The following is a 19241-nucleotide window of genomic DNA, read 5'->3' as shown; positions in this document are numbered from 1 at the left end:
TCAGGCAGCAAATATTATGAAAACATTATTACCTACCTCTACCGCCGGCAGCTTGCCAAAACCCACTTGGCTAGCACAGCCTGAAACGCTATGGTCACCTTGGAAATTGCAAGGTGATGAATTAATTAGCGGCAAGCAAGATGCGCTGCGTTTATCGCTGCAAGAGCAGCAACACGCAGGCGTTGATATTGTTAGCGATGGCGAGCAAACGCGCCAACATTTTGTCACCACCTTTATTGAGCACCTTGACGGCGTGGATTTTGAAAATCGCCATACCGTGACCATACGCAATCGCTATGAAGCCAGTGTGCCAACGGTAGTAGGCCCTGTGTCTCGCCCCAAATCTGTGTTTGTGGAAGACGCCAAGTTTTTACGCCAGCAAACCAATCAGCCAATCAAGTGGGCACTGCCTGGGCCCATGACCATGATCGATACCTTGTATGATGCCCATTATCAAAGCCGCGATAAGCTGGCATGGGAGTTTGCTAAAATTCTTAACCAAGAAGCCAAAGAGCTCGAAGCCGCTGGCGTGGATATTATCCAATTTGATGAGCCCGCATTTAACGTGTTCTTTGATGATGTTAACAATTGGGGTATTGCCTGCCTAGAGCGTGCCATTGAAGGCTTAAAATGTGAAACCGCAGTGCATATTTGCTACGGCTACGGCATTAAAGCGAACACGGATTGGAAGAAAACCTTGGGCACCGAATGGCGTCAATACGAAGCCGTGTTTCCGAAATTGCAGCAATCTAATATCGACATTATTTCCCTTGAGTGTCACAACTCCCATGTACCGATGGAGTTACTTGAGTTGATCCGCGGTAAAAAAGTCATGGTGGGAGCCATTGATGTGGCTCACAATGAGATAGAAACCCCAGAAGAGGTGGCCAACACCTTAAGAAAAGCGTTGCAATTTGTCGATGCCGACAAGCTCTATCCTTGTACCAACTGCGGCATGGCACCGTTATCGCGCCAAGTGGCCTCAGCTAAACTCAAGGCGTTAAGTGCTGGCGCCGCGATTGTGCGCAATGAGCTTATCAATAACTAAATTGTGTTTAATTTTGTGTGGGAGCGGATTTTAATCCGCGAATACATAACCCAGTACGGGCTAAATCGTGGCATCACTGCCACTCCCACAGCAGCCGCTCCCCTTCCCTGAGCAAGCTCAGCTCCCACAAAAAACCGAGTCCACAAAAGCCAAATCCACGTTTACAACATCAGCTGAGCCATCATTCTGCCCCCTGTTACGAGCAGTACCAAGGCAAAGATTTTCTTCAATTTAGCCCCGTCCAAATTAGCCGCTAACGATGCTCCCACAGGGGCAAACAGCACGGTGAGTGGCACGATGCAAATAAAGCCTATCAAATTAACCAAACCAACGGTGCCAACCGGGGCATCAATCGGCGCGGTGCCCAAGGTTAACAAGGTCATTGCGCCGGGCAAAGAGATGATCAAGCCGATGGCCGCGGCCGTGCCAACCGCTTTATGAGCAGGATAGTTATATAAGGTGAGTAGCGGCACCGAGATAGTCCCGCCGCCGATGCCGACCATAGCGCTAAAAAAACCAATAGCCGCGCCCATCAAGGTTTGCCCTTCTCTCCCCGGAAGCTCGGCAAACAAAGCAGATTTACCGGTGCGAAAAAGCATGTTTAACGCAGCAAGGAGCGCAATCACACCAAATAAAAACGCCAGCAGTTCACCACTCACTCGGGTAACTAGCCAGCTGCCCGCTAACACGCCAAGCAAAATAAACACCGACCAACGTTTGAGCAGCTCAATATCGACATTACCTTTTTTTAAGTGAGAGCGTATCGAGCTAATGGAGGTGGGAACTATGGTGGCCAACGACGTCGCGGTTGCAATGATCATGGCCGATTCGGCCGAGACGCCAAAACCTTGGAACAAGAAAAACAGCACAGGCACGATAACTATGCCACCGCCTACGCCCAATAAGCCTGCTAACAACCCGGCAAATATGCCCGTGGCCACCAGCGCTAATAAGGTGTATAGGTGATGTGATACAAACTCAATAATGTCCATTAACTCATTCTCTGTTGAATTGGCGATAGGCGCCCGCAGAAGTCTAATGGGTCTTATTAGGTGAAAAAAGTGATATATATTCAGGATAAAGCTGAATTGATTTCATATTTCGAGCCGTGCCAAGCACAAGTATGCTGATACCACGATCAGCATACTGGCTACACAAAGCTAACTATCGCTCCAGGTTATCTGATATTGAGCTTATAAATTGGCCATAGGTTAGTTGTTTATTTTTTCTTTTGGCTCTTGAGCACTGATTAAATCAATTGCCTTAACTGCTACACCTGCACCAGGGATAAAGCTACCAGCAAGCTCCCCTCCGAGTTCAAACAGCATTTCTCGGGTCATTACACGGTTAATTTTGTCTTTAAACCATTGGCCATTTTCTATCACTTCGCCAGTTAGGCCATCGACCTCAATGACGCCCTTTTTATCTGCCGTAGTCCATATGTATTCGAACGCAAACACTGGCCTAAAGAATAAATAAGCGCGATCAATGCTCAACATATCAGCAATAATATTATGAGCATTGATGGCTTCACTATGGAGATTTGCTGTTGCTTGTTGTAATACCGAAACTAGAGGAACTTGAGGGATCAAGGCATCTTCATTATTGACTTCTGCCACTTCAGTATATTTATAACGCTGGATATAACTCTGCAATACCAATGGCTTAATATCCCTACGCAGCCCATCTATATGCGCAGAGTACTCGATTTTACGATGGCATTTTTCACTAATCTGCAATTCAATTTTGGCTTTGTTTTGCTGACGTGTTACCTCATAGCTTTTTCCATCCATTTCAATTGATTGAGCGTAAGGGTTATTCACCGGGACCGGATAAGTCAGTTCACAATTATAATCCACTTCTCGGCGTGCACTGACATACCACATGGGCTCAAAACGCAATGCCTCTTTAGCGAGCAATACCGTGTCGGCCTTGGGTCGACTCAAGGGGTTTAGCTTTGCAAATATACCAAAGGCATTTAGTTTTTTTCTTTTCCGCTTGCTCTTGCGCTGCGCGATAAGGATAAACCTCATCAAACATAAATATTTTGTTCGCGATGCTATTTAGCTCAACACGACTGGGCATCGAATTTCCCTTCTATGATGGTATCAAGGACAGATTTGCTGGTGAGTATAGCGAGCGGGAAAAATTAAAAATATATTAAAGTGATGATTATGTGACTTAAATAGGCTATCAAGGGGACTCAGTTAAACTGATTCAAATTAACGCCTGTCTATCTGGCATCGAATACACAGTTTGTATTTGATGCCAGATAGACTATGGGTTTAGAGCACTACGCTTTTTTAACAAACTTCGCGGTGATCATCATTTCACCGGCGCCATCGACTTTGCAGTCTAGCTCGTGATCTTTGCCATCGACAATTTGTCTGATCAACGCCTTGGTACCAATTTTTAATACCATGGAGCTGCCTTTAACCTTAAGATCTTTTATGAAGGTTACCTTGTCACCCGGTTGTAACTGCGCACCATTGGCATCTTTGGCTGTTGGCGCTGCATCCTCTGCAGCCAAATCATCAGGATTCCATTCATAACCACACTCAGGGCAAATCAGTTGGGATTGGTCTGGATATACAAAAGCCGAATTACACTTAGGACATGGAGGTAAGGACATAATAATCACTCAATTAGTAGCAGTTAATTCAGGGCAAATTAAGTAGCTGACTTGGCAAAAAATTCAGATATAAAGCCAATACATGAAATTGTATACGCAGCCAAATTGCCCTGACTAGAAAAAGGGTTATTCTAAAACTAAATGACCGATATTACGAGTGAACATATTAAAGACTTAGATACCCATTAGGTAGACTAGGCCAATAAAGGAAACGATTTGCCATAAGCGAACTGCAGGGTTTCTGATATACTGCGCCCAACACGGTTATACTTATTCAATAAGTTGCGCTGTTTGCATTTTATCTATCGTTTGAGAGCACCATGCCTTTTTCAAAACTGGGATTAAGTAGCCCAATATTAAACGCCATTAGCGAACTAAATTACCCCGCGCCAACGCCTATCCAGCAGCAAGCTATTCCTGCTATTTTGGCCGGTAAAGACATTCTTGCTGGGGCGCAAACTGGCACAGGTAAAACCGCCAGCTTTGTGTTGCCGCTGCTGCAGCAATTTAAAGACTTACCCCCGATCCGACCTAAGCGTATTCGCGCGCTGATTTTAACCCCAACCCGCGAATTAGCAATCCAAGTCGAAGCCAGCATAGCAAAATACGGTAAATACCTATCGGTACGCTCTATGGCCATGTATGGCGGCGTGGACATAGCCCCGCAAAAGCAACGCTTAATTGAAGGGGTTGATATTTTGGTTGCCACGCCAGGGCGACTGCTTGATTTGTACGGCCAACGGGCGGTCCATTTTGATCAGGTTTCGGTATTAGTACTCGATGAAGCCGACCGCATGTTAGACATGGGCTTTATTGAAGCGATAAATAAGATCATTACCCGCTTGCCCGATGAGCGACAAAATTTGCTGTTCTCCGCCACCTTATCGCCTCAAGTGCGATTTTTGGCCAAAACCGCGATCCATGATCCGTTGGAAATCGCCATAGACCAACACCAAGCCAGTGCCGCATCGATTAATCAATGGCTGACGACGGTCGATAAAGACAAAAAGTCTGCCCTGCTTAGCCACTTGATTAAGGAGCACAATTGGCAACAAGCACTGATTTTTATTCAAACTAAACATGGCGCCGCCAAATTAGTCAGCCAATTGGCGAAACGAGAGATAAGTGCCGAAGCATTTCACAGCGGCCGTAGCCAAGCGGCGCGTGAACAGCTACTGGCAGATTTTAAAACAGGTAAGGTGCAATTCTTAATAGCAACGGGCGTTGCCTCGCGCGGCATTGATATCCAAGAGCTGACTCGCGTTGTCAATTATGATCTTCCCGATCAAGCAGATGAATATATCCATCGCATAGGCCGTACGGGGCGCGCAGGTAATGTTGGTGAAGCGATTTCATTTGTATCAAAAGATGATTTTCGTAATCTATGCGCGATTGAAAGTCGCTTAGGTCATTTGCTAGAGCGTAAAGAAATTGAAGGGTTTGCGCCAAATAAAGCCGTGCCTATTTCAATTTTGAATTATCAGCCAAAGACAAAACCACAGCCTAAACCAAAGCCAGCGTCAAAATCAAAGCCTGCCGCCAAGTCATCTTCTGGCGCAACTAAACAGGCTAAAGATACAAACAAGCAGTCAAAGAGCAAGCGTCCTGCAGCGAGTAAGGCAGATACCCAGTCTAACCAAGCTGATAACCCTTGGCTGAGTGGTAAATACAGCTAAATCAGAGTGTTGCTCGCCTGTGTTTGTGCCTAGGCGAGCCCTCTAGCAACCCAGCGCCCTTTTCCTCCTGATTGCGCACAAGAATAGAGCTTGTTAGATCAATTTATTGTCTAGACTAGTAATAGCGAGACTCATCTAAGCGCTGAGCTTGATTTCTCGTTTGACAACGTCATGGTTCCCCCAGCAAAAGGATGAATAAATGAACCTCTATCGCTTAGTCTACATTAGTCGACACAGTGAAAGTCTTTCAAGTGATGACATTGAAGCCATACTGAACGCTTCAAGAGAGCATAATCAGCGTCATGGTATTTCAGGTATGTTGCTGTTTTGTAAACATTACTTTTTGCAATGCCTCGAAGGCAGTCGCGAGCAGGTAAACCAAACCTATAACACCATAGTGAAAGATCAGCGCCACTGTGACGCCTTGATTTTAAGTTATGACAATATCGAACAACGCGCATTTGGTGATTGGGCGATGGCTTATGTGCCTGAAACAAAATTGACTAAAGCACAGCTATTTAAATATTGCGCCCATGCAACGTTTGACCCTTATACCTTATCAAGTAAGAGCGCGTTAGCCTTACTCATCAGTTTACAAGACGCAGCCCGTTAGGTATTTGCAGGCAAAACACGCCATTGCCCACTAACAAGCAACTGTTGCTGGTGATAAAGTTTTGCCGTAAATACATCGCCTAATTTAAGCTTACCCACCCCTTTTGGGGTGCCCGTTAACAGCAGGTCGCCATCATTCAAGGTCATAAACTGTTGAATATTTTCAAGCAGTTGGTGAGGTTTATAGATCATCAAGTCATAGCTTGCAAACTGAGTTAGCTGCTCATTAATATGCAGTTGTAAACTTAGCCCAGCAGGATCACCATCAAAAGGCACAATTTCGCTAAAGACAGCAGAGCGATCAAACGCTTTAGCTCGCTCCCAAGGCAAGCCTTTCGCTTTTAATTGAGTTTGAATATCGCGCTTGGTTAAATCAAAACCGATACCCACCGCGACTAACTTGTCACTATTAACCATAAAGGTGATTTCAGCTTCATAGTGAATCTCGTCCTGCGAGTCGAGCGTCAAATGTTCACTGATGGCCGAATTGGGTTTAACAAAGATCACCGGCTCAGTTGGAACTTCATTATCTAACTCTTTAATATGCTCAACATAATTACGCCCGATACAGACCAATTTTGAGGGCGTAATTTGGCTATTAGCGAACTTAACGGTATTCATGCTGACTCCTTGAAATCATCGACGGCCGCAAACTTGCGCCATAATCGTCAATTAACTGAGTTGTAGTATAAAAGCTAACATCAAACCAACCGTGGCCATCATCACGGAAAATAAACCACATGCGATCAATACGCCATAGAAGGTGCCAATGACTAAGGCAAGTTTAGGATTTTTCAGCAACCACAGTTGCACACGTTTTTTCATAAAGTAAATTGGATTTGTTAGACTTATTGGGAATCCAATATACTTATAATACGCACCTAAACGCAAGTGATAATCACTATCATTTAATGGTTTTCCTATAGCCTGCCCAAACGTCATGTTCTCTTTTGCATTAAACTGCACTCACTATCGCCGCTATACAGCGTTCAATCCCAGCATAAAAAAACCGGTCAATTGACCGGTTTAGTGATTTTTATTGCTAACAATGCAACAAATTAAGACTGCTTTTGCTTTAGCATCTGCCAGTATTTTTCATAAATGGCATTAGCTTCACCTAGGTCGGTGTGGAAACTGCCTTTTTGTAATACTTCAGCAGGTGGAACAACCATAGGGTTGTTACGTAGCTCTTCACTTAGTAGTGGTACGGTTGCTTTGTTTGGCGTTGAGTAACCGATTTCTTCGATGATGATCTTGCCAATTTCTGGGCGTAGTACAAAGTCGATAAACTTATGAGCGCCGTCTACGTTAGCCGCACCTTTTGGAATAACAAAGCTGTCTACCCAAAGGGTTGCACCCTCTTCTGGGTAAATGTACTCCACCGTTTCCATTTCAACTTGCGCCATGTAAGCTTCGCCGTTCCACATTACACCTAGTGGCACGTTACCTTGGATAAGTGGGCCTTTTGGTGAATCAGATAAGAACAGTTTTACGTTTGGCAGTAGTTCAACTAACAACTCGTAGGCTTGGCGAATTTCGTCTTCGTTACGGGTGTTGTTCTCAAAACCTTTGACCTTAAGTGCCATTAGGAAAATGTCACGTACGTCATCAAGTAATAAAATCTGGCCCTTAAACTCAGGTTTCCATAGATCCGCCCATTTAGTGATGGTTTTAGGATCGATTTCGTCTGTGTTTACGGTGATCGCCGTACTGCCCCATAGGTATGGGATGCTGTATTCGTTATTGGGATCATAAGGTTGATTTAATAGATTTGGTTCAATGTTACCAAAGTTTGTTAGCTTAGATTTGTCGATCGGTTGGATCAAATCCGCACGCTTCATACGCTCGATGAAAAACGTGGTTGGGATGGTTAAATCATAGCCTTTACCGTTAAGTAACTGCAGCTTAGCGAACATAGACTCGTTACTATCAAAGGTAGCTACCTCAACCTCGATGCCTGTTTCTTTAGTAAACTGCTCGATCACGGTATCGGGAAGATAGTCGGCCCAGTTATATAACACTACTTTTTCAGCAGATAGTGCAGAAAAACTCATCAGCGATGCCGCTGTAAGTGTTAACCATTTTTTCATTAGATTTTCCTTTTCACTAACAAAATATTGATTTCAAAGAGTTAAAATCATTTGCGTTTTATTCGAAGTAACAGCTGCGAAATAACAATTAATACTACCGAGCCAACAAACAACAAGGTAGAAATGGCATTCACCTCTGGTGACACACCGACCCTCACCATGGAGTACACTTTTAATGGCAGTACTTCATAGCCCGGACCTGTGACAAAGGCACTGACTATCACATCATCTATCGACAAAGTGAAACTGAGTAACCAACCCGACGCTACCGCTGGCAGGATCAAAGGCAGGATAATTTTGCTAAACACTTGCCACTCATTTGCGCCTAGATCTCGCGCCGCTTCAGTGACGGACATATCTAGCCCTTTTAGTCGTGAAAACACGCTGATAATGACAAAGGGCAAACAAAAAGTAATATGGGCTATCAATAACGAGATGTAACCTAGCTCAATGCCTAAGGTAATAAACAAGATCAATAGCGCAATCGCCATCACGATATCGGGTGTCAACATACTGACAAACACAAGTGATGACATGGCACCTTTGCCGTAAAAACGATACCGCTGCAGCGCCACCGCCGCTAGAGTGCCAATGATAGTTGCTGCTGTCGCACTGGTGACGCCCACAACAAGTGAATGCCATGCCGCTTGCATCAGGGCATCGTTATCAAATAACTTGTCGTACCATTTAAAGGTAAAGCCTTGCCACTTGTTGCCGTAACGCGATGCGTTCACCGAGTTTACAATCAACACCATGATTGGGCTGTAGACATAAAGCAGCACTAGGCCAACAAAACCGAGTTTAAAAATCCGAGTCATCTATGCCTCCCTTACGGGCCGACAATTTAGTGGCGCGATAATATAACCAAAGCATAAAGGTCAATAGCACGATCATTAACACACTCAAGGCGGCCCCAAACGGCCAATCTCGCGTTTGAATAAATTGGTTTTTGATGACGTTCCCTAATAGCGCGTGTTTCGAGCCACCTAATAAGTCAGCGACAAAGAACATGCCCATAGCGGGTAAAATAACCATCAAACTACCGGCTACTATCCCCGGCAATGTCAGAGGCAAGGTGATCCGCACTAAGCGCTGAAACGCATTGGCGCCGAGATCTTTAGCCGCATCTAATAACCGCAAGTCGAGTTTTTCCATTGCCGAATAGATAGGCAAAATCATAAATGGCAGCAAAATATAGCTTAAGCCAAAAATCACCGCGACTTGGGTATAGAGCAAGTCTAGCGGCTTATCTATCAAGCCTATCTCGAGTAATGCACTGTTAATTAATCCCTTTTTACCCAGCATATATTGCATTGCATAGATCCGGACCAAGGAGTTAGTCCAAAATGGCACGATCAATAGAAATAGGATGATCGGTCGCCATTTACTGGGAAAGCTCATTAAACACATCACAAACGGATACGCGATGGCTAAACAGATGGCCGCCGTGATCAATGACATGGACAGTGAATCCCAAAGTAAGCTGGCAAAGCTAGGATCAAATACACTGCGCCAGCCATCTAAGCTAAACTCGAACTGAACTAGAAAGTCGGCATCTCGGGTTAAAAAGCTGGTCACTAGAACCATTAAGCTTGGCACTAAAACAAATAGCGCCAGCCAACTGGTGGCTAAACCAATTGACCAAAACTTAAAGTGATTAAACTGCATCTTCATAAGGCAATACCACTTCCCAACCTGTCGTCCATTGCAAGGCAACTTTTTGCTCTAGGCGATAATCAAAATCAGGATCGTCTTCATCGAAGAACTCACTGGCAATCACCTTAGTTCCAGATTCAAGACGTATGTATGAGTCCAGTGTTTTACCTTTGTAGTTACACTCGTAAATGTGGCCTTCTACATGCACGGTATCTTGAGCAAGCTCAGGCTTGGTCAAACGCACATCTTCTGGGCGTAACAAGACGTGAACCTTATCGTTTGCCAAGAAGGGGTAATCTGTTTTTACCACCCAATCAGCCCCTTCGGCGATCACTTCAACATGATCGGCATCAATACGACGCACCACATGACCATCAAACTGGTTAATTTCACCAATGAAGCGCGCTACAAATAGGTTGGCGGGGTTTTCATAAATCTCACGCGGTGTGCCGATTTGTTGCACCTTACCCTTGTTTAATACCACGATACGATCAGACATAGACAAGGCTTCTTCCTGATCATGGGTAACATAAACAAAGGTAATGTTGAGCTGGCGCTGCAAGCGTTTTAGCTCAATTTGCATCTCTTGACGTAGTTTATAGTCAAGGGCACTTAATGATTCATCCAATAGCAACAGACGCGGACGATTAACCACCGCACGGGCAATTGCCACACGTTGCTGTTGACCGCCAGAAAGCTGGCTGGGTTTACGATTAGCAAAGCTTTCTAAACGCACCATGCGCAAAGCTTCATTAACCCTTGGGCCAATTTCAGCTTTAGGTACCTTGTGCATTTTCAGACCAAAGGCCACATTGTCATAGACCGACATATGCGGGAACAAGGCATAGCTTTGAAATACGGTATTAACTGGGCGTTGCTCGGCTTTTAATACGGCAATGTTTTGCTGATCTAGCATTACGCTGCCGCAGTCTTCTTGCTCAAAGCCTGCAATAATGCGCAACACCGTGGTTTTACCACAGCCAGATGGGCCTAAAAGGGTGAGAAACTCACCATCATAAATAGTGAGATCTAACGCGTCGAGCACCGTATTGTCGGCAAACGTTTTACTGACCCCAGAGAGTTGCAAAAGAGGTTGATACTCTGTCACAGTCTTCATTCCAATTGGGTAGCCAAAGTTGTAGTCCACTACATTGGCTGTCAAAATAACCTTGAAGTGCACCCACCTCAAGAATGGCAATTTGTCACATTCATTTGGAGCGGGAAAGCGCCCAAATGTTAGCCAAGGCCGTTTTATCCTTAGCTGGTTTTTACGTTATTTTGCCCTGAGTTAATGCCTCAGATTGGCATCAAGCAGCACGTTTGCACGGCGCTGATTTTCGCGAAATTTAAACTGGAAATGGGATTAACACAACAAATATATGCACAAAACGAAAAATATCTTTTTTCTACTTATTTTTCATAAGCTTAACAATCAATATTAAGTGCCAGAGAAAAACCGCCACATACCATAAGCAATTGTACTAGCTGAAATCACAGCCAGCAGTATTTTCGGCCAGCTATACGGTCTTTCACCTTGTACTTCTCCGGTTCGAGCGTTAACCAAGATTTGATACGACTTTCTGTTATAACGAAACACACCTAACCAAATCGGTAATAAGATGTATTTGTAGCTCAAATCAAAATAGCGAGGCTGCATATTCGTCACTCGTTGATCATCGCCACCGATTTGATAACAAATTGTGCGGCGAATTTCATTTGCCATTGCTTGCTTGGCATTTTCAAAGCCCCGCTTTAACGGCACATTGTAGCTTTGGGCCACATAACCGCGCAGGTAATCCTTGTCGTAAGGAACCAAACGATCAAGTAACCAAGGTGATAAAGCATCGAGTTTGGCTTCTGGTAAGGCGGTATTTGCCGCCACCAATACATCATCAAAGCTATTTTCTATTCGACCTGATACATTTTCCCAGCGGGTATGTTGTACACGCCGGGTACGGGTCACCGATTTGCCGTTTTCGGTCGTGGTGTAAGTTTCATTGGTGTAGTAATGGGTACCTCTTTGACCTTCATAATAGGTAGCGCTGTTAGCGTCAAAAGTCCAAAAAGGGTAATAGATACCTTTGAGTTTATCGTTAACCTTGGCGAGCCTGTTTAAGCCTGTCGGTGCAAACCATAAGCCATGTAACCATTTTTTCACCTCACGCTGTGCAGTCTCTTGGCTGATGGAAAAAGGCAGTAAGGCTTGAGGAGTAAGATGCTCGATAGATTGAACTTGATCTAAAACGTAGGGCGCATTGCAATATACGCAATGCCCCGCTGATTGATAGGCTTGGATCTGGTTATAACCACCGCATTGTTTACAGTCAAAACCATGAATGGGCTCAGCAGCCGCCACTTGGCTTTGTTGCTCTAAAGCAGCAATGAGGTTTTGCTCCAGCACAGGCTGCTGAGATTGTTTTATGTCTTGCTGATGCTGGCAATAAGGACAAATTAACCCCTGCGCCGTGACTTCAAAGTGCAACTGGGCGCCACACTGCTGACAACTGCAAGTTTGCTGCATGACGACTTCCATATTATTGCTTAGGTAACGGTGGCGGTGTTTGCTGTAACATTGACTGTACCTGAGGTATTTGGCCTGCAGCCTGCCAATCACTCATGCCGGGTTGCCACAGTAAGGTTGCAGCATTGACCTGACCTTGCCTAATTAGTTCACCCAATTGGGTCAAATCAAATGGCCCTGCACTTTTGCCATCAAGACCCACATGATACATCTCAGTTGCGGGTAATGGCGGAGGTGTTGATGGCGCTGTATTTTGCGTTAACGGCATTTGAGCTGTTGTTGTTTGGGTTTGGTTTGCCAATTGGCTAGCCATTTGATTCGCCATTTGATTGGCCATGGCCATGCCAACACCCAGTCCAATGCCTTCGCTAGCGCCGCCCGCCGGATTGGCTGCTGCCGCTTCCATACTTTGCGCAGCCTGAAACTGAGTGAACTTACCTAGATCGCCGATAATGCCCATACTGGTGCGCTTATCCAGTGCCTGTTCGACTTCAGGCGGTAACGAGATGTTCTCAATTAAAAAGGTAGTCAGAGTAAGGCCATATTGTTGGCACTGCTGATCTAAAGGCGAGCGGATCAATGAGCCTAACTCATGATAGTTTGCCGCCAAGTCCAACACGGGTATATTTGCTTCGCCTAGGGCATCACTGAAAAAGGTAATAATTAAATTACGTAGCTGATGGGAAATTTCATCGGTACTAAATTGACCATCAGTACCGGCAATTTCCTTGATAAAAACACAGGGATCACTAATACGAATACAATAGGTACCAAATGCTCTTAAACGACAAGGGCCAAACTCGGGATCGCGCAGCGTGATCGGATTTTTAGTCCCCCACTTTAAATCGGTAAACTGCTTGGTGCTAACGAAGTAGATTTCAGCCTTGAAAGGGCTGTTAAAGCCATGCTTCCAGCCGCGCAATGTACTTAAGATAGGCAAGTTTTCGGTGGTTAAGGTGTAGGTGCCAGGGCTAAAAACGTCGGCAATTTTGCCTTGCTCAATAAACACGGCAACTTGAGACTCTCTGACGATGAGCTTAGCGCCATTTTTTAGCTCATTTTGATAGCGTTCAAAACGGTAGATCATGGTGTGATGAGAGGCATCAAGCCACTCAACTATGTCAATAAACTCGCCAAATATCTTATCAAACAATCCCATAACACCACCTAATAATCATAAAATCATCAAAATAGTCTCTTAGATTACCGCAGTTAAGCCAGCGCATCTACTCCATATTGTCACGTTACAAACATCAAAGTGAACAGCTCACTTGCAACACCATAACTGTATTTTTTTTGCACGTTTGACTTGATCTTAAATCGAAAACAGAATACTGTTGATTTATACAGTATGTATTTTTAAACAGGACTTTGAACATGCAGCACGCTATTTCAACTATTTATGACCGTATTAACCCTATATCAATGCATTTGAACTCAGATGCCATAAGTACGGCTGAAACAGCTGAGCTATCTTGCGCTTCCCTAGATTTAGTCAATAAGCTGGCATATCACAGTCAACTTTCTGGTTGGCTGGTGTTTATCGATCCACCCGCGCAGTTAGATTGCACCTTGTTGAATGCGCAGGGCGTGGACTGTCGGAAGATACTGATTGTTCGCTCGAGTAAAACACGCAGCAAAGCGCGCTGTTTAGAGCTCGCACTTGAGTCTATTCATACTCGTTTGGTGGTATGTGATATTGAAGGTTTACAAGGCACCAGTTTGAAGACGTTAAAGCAGGCGGCCAAGATGGGCATGGGCAGCGCGATTTTACTCGATCATAAAGACATGACCAAAATCACTAAGACGCGTGTGCTTCACTAACGCTAAAATATACGGCGACTTCATTTGCCACCAGCTTGCCTCTTGGTCAAAAAAAAGCCTCCAAATTGGAGGCTTTTTGGTGAATACAGCTCGAGTTGCAATTAACCTAGGATAGCAGCTAACTCTTGGCTGATAACATCAACAGCTTGTGTACCGTCAAGCTTATAGTATTTACTCAAGCCTGCTTCAGCGTCTTTGGTGTAAAAGTCCACTAGCGGCTTAGTTTGCTCGTGGTAAATCGCTAAACGCTTGCGTACTGTTTCTTCCACATCGTCTGGACGAATAGCTAAGTCTTCACCCGTTACATCGTCCTTACCTTCCACTTTTGGTGGATTATAAACAACGTGATAAACGCGGCCTGAGCCAGGATGAACGCGACGACCACTCATGCGCTTAACGATTTCTTCATCAGGCACATCAAATTCTAAAGTGAAATCAACATCAATGCCGTTTTCTTTCATGGCATTGGCTTGTGGGATGGTGCGTGGGAAACCGTCTAAAAGAAAACCCGCTTTACAGTCATCTTGCGCGACACGCTCTTTTACTAAACCGATGATCAGGTCATCAGATACTAGCTGTCCGGCATCCATTACTTCTTTTGCTTTCAAACCAAGCTCGGTACCCGCTTTAATTGCTGCACGTAACATATCACCGGTAGAAATTTGCGGAATGTTGTACTTTTCCATAATGAATTGTGCTTGTGTACCCTTGCCTGCTCCTGGCGCGCCTAAAAGAATAATGCGCATAAATAACTCCCCTAATGATTGTGCTTATCTATGATTTTTTAAATTTGGAAGCAGCAATTTACACTGCTACCTAGGATTTCTCAAGTTTATGTGGATTTTTGCAACTTTGTGATCACCTCTAGCTTTGTCTCATGTGCTTGTAGTGATCTTTCTTAACGCTGTACATATTCTGATCAGCAACACTGTAAAGCATTGGAAATATGGTATTTTCGGTTGAGGCATAGCCAATACTACAACTGAACTTGTCATACCCACCTAACACATCAAAGGCAAAGTCCACTTTCGCTTGCTCTTTGAGTAAACGACGGTATAACTGTTGGCTCAATTGTAACTGTTCATTACTAAGGATAATTGCATATTCATCACCACCTAACCGATAGCAACGTTCAGTGATCCCTTGCGCGCACTGACGAATAAATTCAGCTACCTTTATCAGCAATTTGTCGCCAACTTCGTGGCCTTTGATGTCGTTCACTTGTTTTAAGCCATTGACATCAATAATAAACAGACCAACTTCAGCATCTAGTTGGGTTTCAAACGCCAGCATATCATCATCAAACGCTTTGCGATTACCCAACCCCGTTAGACTGTCAGTACTGGCCAAATAATCTAACTCTTGTGTTAACGCGCGGATCTCAAGGAAACTACTTAGCTCTTTGCTAAATAACAACAACCATTGTGAGTATTCCATCGCTGGCATTTTATCTACAGCAAGCCACCCTATGGGTTGCTTGATACTGCCTAATCTGAGCACCGGAATGCCATTTTCCAGCGAGCTGACCCCTTGATGCCAGGCTTCATCACCTAACTGTGCTATTTCATCTAGCATCGCGTCTAGTTCAAAATTTGCCGCCGTAGACTGCAATTTAATTTCACCATTACCTCGTCCTTGGGTTAGGTAAATGGCAAATTGTAAATGGTCGATGGTTCGCTCAAGGTTTTCTAGGGTTAAAATGGCAATTTCTTCATTTGAACTTACATTTTGCAATGCACGTCGATACATAATGACTCGCTCAAGTACTTCATTACCTTCTTTAACCAAGTGCAAGGTATGCTCTAGCTCTGCGGTGCGTTGATATACCTTATCTTCTAGCTCGCGGTTAAGCTCTTCTACCTTATTTACGTATTCTTGCCTGAGCTTGTCAGCATTGATCAACTCATCATTTTTCTTTTTTAAATGAATTACCTGCTGGCCAATTGTGCGTTTCATCTCACTAAACATTTTAAACACTTGGCCAAATTCTATAATGAAAAAGCTGTAACGCTGCGGGGTATTAGCATCAGATTGAAAGTCTCGAATAAGATTATTTAAGCGCCCGAGTGTCTTGGAAGTAAGGTGGGCAAATATCAAGGTTAAGATAAGTAAGATACCAATCAAAATAAGCTGGGTGCTAATAATTGGCGCCACCACAGTTTCGACTTCATTGCCTAAACGCTCGGTTGGCTCGGCTAATTTCACCGTTAATGAATAGGAATTACCAAAACCTTTGGGTTTAAGGGCAAGGCTAAACTCATAGAAATTATAACCGTTAGGATCGCTCCAATACTCGCCCCCGATCCATTTATCATCTAAGTAGAACGCGACATTGTATTCAGGAATCACTGAGCGCAAAATCTGACTTAGGTTTTCATTGGCAATCAAGGCCACTAAGTAGCCTTGCACTTCATCACCCGTTTTCAGTATTGGGGTCACAATTCCTAAACCGTAAGGAGTGATTGAATTTGGGAACAATTTGCCATCACTGATATGAATGAAACCACTTTGAGTTGCGGGCACATTCAGTTGTTTTAGTTGTGCATAGAAATTGGCTTTTTTGACATCTTCAATGCTAGCCCCAATCCCAGTTATAACCGCCCCTGCTGAATCAATAATATAAAGTGAATCGATGCCACTGTAAGTGTTCGAAAATTGCCTGAGGGCATTGTTGGTCAAGCGGATTGAGCTTTGCTTTATATCCTCCTGTCCTTTTTCTTTGGCAAAATAACTCAGACTAAGGGTCAGCGAGGCGATATGATTGCTTATCTTTTCATTAGCAAGTTTTGCATGCAAGGCCATATTAGCTTGAGCTGACTTTTCAATTACTTGATAAGTCTGTTTGTATTGCAACACAGCAACCAAACAAGCTGGAATGATGGCAACGGCAAATATCAGTAATACAGCAAATACTGGTAGCCTCATTTGCATAGCGTGGGTTTCCATCTCAGGGTTTGTATAACAAACATCAAAGCGCATCCGTGCTCAATTGTTAATTTCTCATAAGTCTAACACATCTGGCAAAATCCCTAATGCTTAACGGGATGAAAAATCTTATTTTATTGGCGCACCTCATACTTTTTCATCACCATAGTAACAGAATTAACATTAATGTTTTTCGGATAAAAAAAGGGGGCCTAAGCCCCCTTTATCAACTTAGAAGGTAGCGCTATTTCATCAATAACTCATTGATGCGACGAACAAACTCTGAAGGATCGTCTAGGCTTCCCTTCTCCGACAGTACGGCTTGATCTAATAACAGATTCAACCACTGGGTAAAGGTATCTTCATCTTGAATATCAGCCACATGCTTAACCATGTTGTGATCTGGGTTCAATTCAAAAATAGGCTTTTGCTCCGGCACAGTCTGACCTACCGACTGCATAAGCTTGATCATTTGTGTGCTCATATCATGGGCACCGGCAACAATACAAGATGGCGTGTCAGTTAGACGGTGGGTTAATTTAACATCGGCCACTTTATCGCCTAATGCCGTTTTGGCACGCTCAAGAAAACTCGCGAACTCGGTTTCTTGTTTTTCTTTTTGCTCTTTGGTCTCAGCATCTTCCAAGTCGCCTAAGTCTAAATCGCCTTTGGTAACCGAAACCAGCTGCTTGCCATCGAACTCGCTAAGATGACTGAGTAACCACTCATCAATGCGATCATACATCAAGAACACTTCAATGCCTTTTTTGCGGAAAATCTCAAGGTGAGGAGAATTCTTCGCCGCATTAAAGCTGTCCGCTGTGATGTAATAGATTTTCTCTTGACCTTCTTTCATCCGCTCGATATAAGCGTCAAAAGAAACATTCTGCGTCGCTTCGTCGGTATGAGTTGAAGCAAAGCGAAGTAACTTAGCGACTTTTTCTTTGTTGCTAAAGTCTTCGGCTGGACCTTCTTTTAGTACCTGACCAAATTCATTCCAGAAACCTTGGTATTTGTCTTCGTCTTTGGCCAGCTTTTCAAGCATAGACAGTACGCGTTTGCTACAGGCATTACGCAACTTAGCCGTTACTTTGGTGTCTTGCAGGATTTCACGAGATACGTTGAGTGGTAAATCGTTTGAATCTAATACGCCTTTTACAAAGCGTAGGTATGTTGGCATAAACTGATCAGCATCATCCATGATAAAGACACGCTGAACGTACAGTTTTAAGCCGTGCTGTTTTTCACGATTCCACAAATCAAACGGCGCGCGTGCTGGGATGTAAAGTAAGCTGGTGTATTCTTGCTCACCTTCTACGCGGTTATGCGACCATTTTAGCGGATCTTCAAAATCGTGAGAAATATGCTTGTAGAACTCGCAGTATTCTTCATCTGAAATATCCGATTTGCTACGTGTCCATAGCGCTGTGGCTTTGTTTACGGCTTCCCACTTACCGGGTACAGCAGGAATTTTTTCGCCATCTGGCCCTTCTGACTCAGGTACTTCAGCCTTGTACATTTCCACTGGAATGCTGATGTGATCAGAATATTTACTAACAATTTGACGTAGTTGCCAATCGTTAAGCAGATCTTCTTCACCTTCTCGTAAATGTAAAATAATTTCAGTACCACGATCTGCCTTGGTGATGTCAGCGACTGTGTAGTCACCCTCACCCGCTGATTGCCATTGTACCCCTTGCTCAGGCGCAACACCGGCTGCACGGGTATTGACGGTTACCTTATCCGCTACGATAAAAGCAGAGTAAAAACCCACACCAAATTGACCAATTAATTGCGAATCTCGCGCTTGATCACCCGATAATTGGTTAAAAAATTCTTTAGTGCCTGATTTAGCAATCGTACCTAGATGCTCGATCACTTCATCACGTGTCATCCCGATCCCGTTATCGGCGATAGTGATAGTCTTAGCATCTTTGTCATAACTTAGGCGTACTTTTAAGTCACCATCGTTTTCATAGAGTGAAGCATCAGACAATGCCTTAAAGCGAAGCTTATCGGAAGCATCCGCAGCATTAGATACCAACTCACGTAGGAAGATTTCTTTGTTACTGTACAAAGAGTGAATCATTAACTGTAATAATTGTTTTACTTCGGCTTGAAAGCCATGAGTTTCTGTATGAACGGCGTCTGTCATCTTACGTCTCTTATTCATAGGGTTTAACACTAGCAATTACAGTGGGGCTGGCAAGGAGGGGTTTCAAGGGAAAAAGCAAAATTTTTCCCTGTTTAATTATGA

The 19241-nt window shown here is 44.0% G+C and carries 19 protein-coding genes; 4 read left to right on the top strand and 15 right to left on the bottom strand.

Going from position 1 to position 19241, the window contains the following annotated elements; genetic code table 11:
- The first annotated feature begins 16 nt into the window (after nt 1–16).
- Complete coding sequence (locus ACK8OT_RS01435; protein ID WP_410194721.1) at nt 17–1048, top strand: methionine synthase; 1032 nt, start codon at nt 17–19, stop codon at nt 1046–1048.
- Nucleotides 1049–1209: 161 nt separating this feature from the next.
- On the opposite strand, the gene ACK8OT_RS01430 is transcribed toward ACK8OT_RS01435, so the two are convergent.
- The 4 genes from ACK8OT_RS01430 to ACK8OT_RS01415 all read right to left on the bottom strand — a co-directional run bounded on the left by ACK8OT_RS01430 (nt 1210) and on the right by ACK8OT_RS01415 (nt 3680).
- Complete coding sequence (locus ACK8OT_RS01430; RefSeq protein ID WP_410194720.1) at nt 1210–2040, bottom strand: sulfite exporter TauE/SafE family protein; 831 nt, start codon at nt 2038–2040, stop codon at nt 1210–1212.
- A 219-nt stretch (nt 2041–2259) separates the two neighbouring features.
- Nucleotides 2260–2994: a hypothetical protein gene (locus ACK8OT_RS01425; protein WP_410194719.1), complete on the bottom strand. Its 735-nt coding sequence runs from the start codon at nt 2992–2994 to the stop codon at nt 2260–2262.
- Nucleotides 2957–3133, bottom strand: a complete 177-nt coding sequence (locus ACK8OT_RS01420; protein WP_410194718.1) for a hypothetical protein — start codon at nt 3131–3133, stop codon at nt 2957–2959. The genes ACK8OT_RS01425 and ACK8OT_RS01420 overlap by 38 nt, the downstream gene beginning before the upstream one ends.
- 208 nt (nt 3134–3341) lie before the next feature.
- On the bottom strand, nt 3342–3680 hold the full coding sequence (locus ACK8OT_RS01415) for a zinc ribbon domain-containing protein YjdM (protein WP_410194717.1): 339 nt from the start codon (nt 3678–3680) through the stop codon (nt 3342–3344).
- 320 nt (nt 3681–4000) lie between these two features.
- On the opposite strand from ACK8OT_RS01415, the gene ACK8OT_RS01410 reads away from it, so the two are divergent.
- Together ACK8OT_RS01410 and ACK8OT_RS01405 are read left to right on the top strand one after the other, a co-directional pair.
- Nucleotides 4001–5356 carry a DEAD/DEAH box helicase gene (locus ACK8OT_RS01410; protein WP_410194716.1) on the top strand — a complete coding sequence of 452 codons (1356 nt, stop codon included), beginning with the start codon at nt 4001–4003 and terminating at the stop codon, nt 5354–5356.
- A 199-nt stretch (nt 5357–5555) separates the two neighbouring features.
- Nucleotides 5556–5969, top strand: a complete 414-nt coding sequence (locus ACK8OT_RS01405) for a BLUF domain-containing protein (RefSeq protein ID WP_410194715.1) — start codon at nt 5556–5558, stop codon at nt 5967–5969.
- Here the strand turns inward: ACK8OT_RS01405 and ACK8OT_RS01400 are convergent.
- The 8 genes from ACK8OT_RS01400 to ACK8OT_RS01365 all read right to left on the bottom strand — a co-directional run bounded on the left by ACK8OT_RS01400 (nt 5966) and on the right by ACK8OT_RS01365 (nt 13394).
- Nucleotides 5966–6589: a fumarylacetoacetate hydrolase family protein gene (locus ACK8OT_RS01400; RefSeq protein ID WP_410194714.1), complete on the bottom strand. Its 624-nt coding sequence runs from the start codon at nt 6587–6589 to the stop codon at nt 5966–5968. The genes ACK8OT_RS01405 and ACK8OT_RS01400 overlap by 4 nt on opposite strands.
- Nucleotides 6590–6640: 51 nt before the next feature.
- Nucleotides 6641–6934: a hypothetical protein gene (locus ACK8OT_RS01395; RefSeq protein WP_410194713.1), complete on the bottom strand. Its 294-nt coding sequence runs from the start codon at nt 6932–6934 to the stop codon at nt 6641–6643.
- 92 nt (nt 6935–7026) lie between these two features.
- Nucleotides 7027–8058, bottom strand: a complete 1032-nt coding sequence (locus ACK8OT_RS01390) for an extracellular solute-binding protein (RefSeq protein WP_410194712.1) — start codon at nt 8056–8058, stop codon at nt 7027–7029.
- A 47-nt stretch (nt 8059–8105) separates the two neighbouring features.
- Nucleotides 8106–8876 carry a spermidine/putrescine ABC transporter permease PotC gene (gene potC / locus ACK8OT_RS01385; protein ID WP_410194711.1) on the bottom strand — a complete coding sequence of 257 codons (771 nt, stop codon included), beginning with the start codon at nt 8874–8876 and terminating at the stop codon, nt 8106–8108.
- Nucleotides 8860–9732, bottom strand: coding sequence for a spermidine/putrescine ABC transporter permease PotB (potB, locus tag ACK8OT_RS01380; protein ID WP_410194710.1), 873 nt, complete (start codon nt 9730–9732; stop codon nt 8860–8862). Before potB ends, potC begins: the two co-directional genes overlap by 17 nt.
- A complete protein-coding gene (gene potA, locus ACK8OT_RS01375; protein ID WP_410194709.1) occupies nt 9716–10822 on the bottom strand; it encodes a spermidine/putrescine ABC transporter ATP-binding protein PotA in 1107 nt (368 codons plus the stop codon). Before potA ends, potB begins: the two co-directional genes overlap by 17 nt.
- Before the next feature lie 330 nt (nt 10823–11152).
- Complete coding sequence (locus tag ACK8OT_RS01370; RefSeq protein ID WP_410194708.1) at nt 11153–12235, bottom strand: TFIIB-type zinc ribbon-containing protein; 1083 nt, start codon at nt 12233–12235, stop codon at nt 11153–11155.
- Between the two features lie 13 nt (nt 12236–12248).
- A complete protein-coding gene (locus tag ACK8OT_RS01365) occupies nt 12249–13394 on the bottom strand; it encodes an SPFH domain-containing protein (protein WP_410194707.1) in 1146 nt (381 codons plus the stop codon).
- 218 nt (nt 13395–13612) lie between these two features.
- Here ACK8OT_RS01365 and ACK8OT_RS01360 point away from each other — a divergent pair, with 218 nt between their 5' ends.
- Nucleotides 13613–14059, top strand: coding sequence for a hypothetical protein (locus ACK8OT_RS01360; protein ID WP_410194706.1), 447 nt, complete (start codon nt 13613–13615; stop codon nt 14057–14059).
- A gap of 101 nt (nt 14060–14160) precedes the next feature.
- On the opposite strand, the gene adk is transcribed toward ACK8OT_RS01360, so the two are convergent.
- The 3 genes from adk to htpG form a co-directional block, all read right to left on the bottom strand.
- Nucleotides 14161–14805 (bottom strand): adenylate kinase, encoded by a 645-nt coding sequence (gene adk / locus ACK8OT_RS01355; RefSeq protein WP_410194705.1) that lies wholly within the window; start codon nt 14803–14805, stop codon nt 14161–14163.
- A 118-nt stretch (nt 14806–14923) separates the two neighbouring features.
- The gene (locus tag ACK8OT_RS01350) at nt 14924–16990 is read right to left on the bottom strand and encodes a sensor domain-containing diguanylate cyclase (RefSeq protein ID WP_410194704.1); all 2067 of its coding nucleotides are present in this window, start codon (nt 16988–16990) and stop codon (nt 14924–14926) included.
- A gap of 238 nt (nt 16991–17228) precedes the next feature.
- Nucleotides 17229–19139, bottom strand: coding sequence for a molecular chaperone HtpG (gene htpG / locus ACK8OT_RS01345; RefSeq protein ID WP_410194703.1), 1911 nt, complete (start codon nt 19137–19139; stop codon nt 17229–17231).
- Nucleotides 19140–19241: the final 102 nt, after the last annotated feature.

The organism is Motilimonas thetidivivens (assembly GCF_046452435.1).
Taxonomy (GTDB): Bacteria; Pseudomonadota; Gammaproteobacteria; order Enterobacterales; family CBDFNC01; genus Motilimonas.
The sequence above is the reverse complement of the archived record's forward strand: the minus strand, read 5'-3'. Positions and strand labels throughout refer to the sequence as shown.